The 4,799-nt window shown below is 44.0% G+C and carries 1 protein-coding gene; it reads left to right on the plus strand.

The window, feature by feature from the left end:
- The coding region (locus tag QUA00_RS36245) for an AAA family ATPase (RefSeq protein WP_333413394.1) at positions 1 to 4,799 on the plus strand (4,799 nt) is incomplete at both ends.

A 4,799-nucleotide genomic window follows, 5' to 3' on the forward strand; every position in this document is an offset into this window, starting at 1 on the left:
ACAGGAAAATTGCCTTTTGAGACAAAAGATGCTTTAGAGATAGTTCACTGCCATATTGCTAGACAGCCAGTTCCTCCGCACGAAATCAATCCAGAAATCCCCCTAATTGTGTCTCAAATTGTCAGTAAATTGATGGGGAAGAATGCCGAAAACCGCTATCAAACTGCCTTGGGGATAAAGCATGATTTAGAAATGTGTCTGCTTCAATTACAACAAACCGACAGCATAGAAGAATTTGACTTGGGAAGGCGAGATATTACAGACCGTTTCCTGATTCCCGAAAAACTCTACGGCAGAGAAAGTGAAGTTGATCATCTATTAGCTGCCTTTGAACGAGTCAGTATCGGTAGCGCCGAAATGATGCTGGTGGCTGGCTTTTCTGGGATTGGTAAAACCGCAGTAGTGAAGGAAGTCCACAAGCCTATAGCCAGACAGCGTGGCTATTTTATTAAAGGCAAATACGACCAATTTCAACGCACTATTCCCTTCAGTGCATTTGTGCAAGCTTTTCGGGAATTGATGAGGCAATTATTATCAGAAAGTGATGCTCAGTTACAAACCTGGAAAACCAAGATTTTGACAGCCGTGGGCGAGAGTGGGCAAGTGCTGATTGAGGTGATTCCTGAATTAGAACGCATCCTTGGCCCTCAACCTCCTGCACTAGAACTGTCGGGGAGTGCCACCCAAAATCGGTTTAATTTGCTGATGCAAAAGTTTGTGCAAGTATTTACTACTGCCTCACATCCGTTAGTGATGTTTTTGGATGATTTGCAGTGGGCCGATGGCGCATCTTTGAAGTTGCTACAACTGTTGATGGAGGATAGGGGGCATCTGTTGGTGTTGGGTGCTTATCGGGATAATGAAGTTTCCCCTGTTCATCCGTTTATGTTGACAGTGGATGAGATTATTAAGTCTGGGGCTGTGGTAAATACTATTAACCTGCAACCGTTGAGTTTAGCCGATCTCAACCAGTTGGTGGCAGATACGCTGATTTGTAATTTATCCTCTTCTCAACCGTTGACAGAATTGGTTTATGAAAAAACCAAAGGTAATCCCTTTTTCTCGACTCAATTCCTCAAGGCGTTGCATGAAGAGGGTCAAATTACTTTTGACCCCCCTGTGTCCCCCCTTAGTAAGGGGGGAAGTAAAGGGGGGTGGCAGTGCGATCTTGCTCAAGCTAGACTTACCCACGCCTCGGATGTGGTGGAGTTTATGGCGGCGCAATTGCAGAAGCTGCCGAAAGAAACTCAGGATGTCCTCAAACTTGCCGCGTGCATTGGGGCGCAATTTGATTTAGAGACGTTGGCAGTAGTCAGTGAAGAATTATCAGAACAAACGGCATCAGCATTGTGGAAAGCCTTGCAAGAAGGACTCATTTTACAGATTATAGAAGGCTATAGCTTAATTCAAACAGACTTTCAATCCCTGAATCAGTCTGTTACTAACCCAATTTATAAGTTCCTCCACGATCGCGTCCAGCAAGCGGCTTATTCCCTAATACCCGAAAACGAAAAGAAAGCTACTCATCTCAAAATTGGACAGTTACTCCTACACAAATATTCGGACATAGAAAGAGAAGAAAAACTCTTTGATATTGTGGGGCATTTAAATCAAGGAATTGAGTTAATCAATCAATTAAGCGAACGAGAAGCCTTAGCCAAACTCAACTTAGAAGCGGGAGGTAAAGCGAGAAGTTCTACCGCCTATGCAGCCGCAAATATCTATCTGCAAACAGGGATTGAGCTACTGACAGTCAACTGCTGGCAAAGTCAGTATGAGTTGACCTTGAGTCTCTATGTTGGTGCCGTTGAAGCTGCCTATTTGAATGGTGACATTGAGGGTATGGAACAGATGGCAGCATTGGTGTTGCAAGAAGCTAAGACAATTTTAGACAAAATTAAAATTTACGAAATTAAAATCGCTACTCACACAGCCCAGAGTCAAATGTTGGAGGCGATCGCAGTAGCAAGAGATGCACTCTTGCAATTGGGAGTTCAACTACCCACCGAACCTGACGAAGCCTTGATTAGTAAAGCGCTACAAGCCCTGGCTAGCCAACTTCAGGACAGACAGATTGAGGAACTCGTCGATCTGCCCGTGATGACAAATCCACAGACTCAGGCAGCCATACAACTGTTAGGAATGTTGTTTCCACCCATTTTCCTGGGAATGCCCGGTTTGCTGCCCCTGTTTAGCTCCACGATGGTAAGTTTATCGCTCCAATTTGGGAATGCACCGGCATCGACGGTGGGATATGCGATTCACGGAATGGTGTTGTGTGCCTTTTCAAAAGAGGTCGAAACAGGCTATGGCTTTGGGAAATTGGCACTCTCATTGCTCGATCGGTTCAATGTGCGGGAATTCAAGTCTATAATTCTCTTTTTGTTTGTTGGCTGGATTCAGCATCATCAAGAATCTGTGAGGGCAACGATACCGACGCTGAAAGATGGCTTTACGGCTGGCATGGAAACTGGCGACTTTCTATACGCTGGCTACAGCATAAATATTTACTTTGATTCCAACTTTTTTGGTGGAATAGAACTAGATACTGTGGAACCAGAACTAGCAAGTTATAGTGCTGCTTTGGCTCAGGTGAAGCAATATTCTGCTCAGGTTTATTTAGATATGAAGCAGCAGATGGTGTTGAACTTGAGGAAAGACGGGATTCTGTCGGATTGCTTAATCGGCTCTGCCTACGATGAAACGGTGATGATTCCTAAACACCATCAGGATAATGAATTCACGGCGATCGCTATGGCCTACATCTGCAAACTGCTGCTTGCTTACTGCTATGGCAATTACACGGCTGCCCTAGCTCACATTGCCCAAGCAAAAAAGTATTTAATGGCAGTAACCGGATTAGTTTTTGTTCCTATTTTCCATTTCTATGCTGCCCTGACTAACTTGGCACTGTTTCCTACACACCCAGAAACCGAGCAAGCTGAAATTCTCACCCTGGTGGAAACCCATCAAACCACTCTGCACCAATGGGCGCAAAATGCTCCGATGAATTATCTGCATAAATGGTATTTAGTTGAGGCCCAACGGCAACGGGTGTTGGGTAATAAAGCTGAGGCGATTGAAATGTACGATCGCGCCATCTCCCTCGCTAAAGAAAATCAATTTCTCAACGAAGAAGCCCTTGCCAACGAACTCGCAGCCAAATTTTACCTAGAATGGGGTAAAGAAAAATTTGCCCAACTCTACATGATTGAGGCGTATTATTGTTATATCCAATGGGGAGCCACTGCTAAGGTAACGGATTTAGAAGCGCGATATCCTCAGTTATTGGCGGCAATTCAACCGGGAAGGAAAAACACTAAAACTACAGCAACAGTGATAACTACTGGTTCTGGTAATAAGTTAGATATAACCACAGTAATGAAAGGAACGAGCGCAATTTCTGGCGAAATAATGCTAGATAAGCTAATGTCTAACTTAATGAAAATTTTGATTGAGAATGCGGCGGCGCAAAGAGGCTATCTGATTTTCTCAAGTCAGGGAAAGCTACTGGTTGAAGCTGAAGGAGCCATAAACTCCGAACAAGTCACCGTGTTGCAGTCAATCCCCGTTGAAACCTGTCAAGAACTTTCCTCCGCAATTGTCAACTATGTGGCCCGCACTCAAGAAAGCGTGGTACTTGATGATGCTGTCCGAGAGGGACAATTTACCAACGACCCCTACATCCGAAAAAATCAGCCCAAATCAATTTTATGCGTGCCACTGATTAACCAATCTCAAATTATTAGTATTGTTTACCTAGAAAACAATCTGACAGCGGGAGCTTTTACCCCAGAAAGAGTGGAACTCTTAAAACTGTTATCGGGACAAGCGGCTATCTCGATTCAAAATTCTAAACTCTATACAGAAATCCGCGAAAGTGAAAACAGGCTGACTCAATTTTTAGAAGCAATTCCAGTGGGGGTGTCAGTGCTGGATGCTTCTGGCAAACCTTACTATAGTAATCGCGTTGCTATTCAATTATTAGGTAAAGGAGTTATTCCTAACGTCACCAGCGAACAAATCTCCGAGGTTTATCAAGTGTATAAAGCTGGTACCGATCGGGAATATTCCTCTGCTGAATTGCCAATTGTGCGAGCGTTGAGGGGCGAAAGTGCCACCGCTGACGATATGGAAATCCACCAAGGCAACAAGATTATTCCGATCGAGGCTTGGGGTACTCCCATCTATGATGAAAAGGACAATATTTCTTATGCAATTGTAGCCTTTCAAGATATCACGGAGCGTAAAAAAGCCGAAACAGAGCGAATCAGATTTACCGCTGAACTGTTTCTACTCAACCAAGCTTACGAGCGCTTCGTTCCCAATCAGTTCCTCCAGTTTTTAGATAAATCAAGCATTATTGATGTGGAATTGGGCGACCAAGTGCAGTTAGAAATGTCGGTGTTGTTTTCCGACATTCGCGACTTCACCACGCTTTCGGAAACTATGACGCCGAAGGATAATTTCAGATTTATTAATTCCTATCTTTCTCGCATGGAACCCGTTATTAATGAAAATAACGGGTTTATTGATAAATATATTGGCGATGCGATTATGGCGCTGTTTAGCGGCGAGGCGAATAATGCGGTGAAAGCCGGAATTGCTATGCTGCACTGTCTGGTTGAATACAATCAAAATCGCGCTAATTCTGGCTATGGCCCGATTCAGATTGGGATTGGAATTAATACTGGAACTTTGATGCTGGGAACGGTGGGCGGTCAAAATCGTATGGAGGGCACAGTAATTTCCGATGCGGTGAATTTAGCTTCTCGCGTGGAAAGTTTGACGAAAAATTA

Origin of the sequence: Microcoleus sp. T2B6, from assembly GCF_036700475.1 — a bacterium.
Classification (GTDB): domain Bacteria; phylum Cyanobacteriota; class Cyanobacteriia; order Cyanobacteriales; family Microcoleaceae; genus Microcoleus.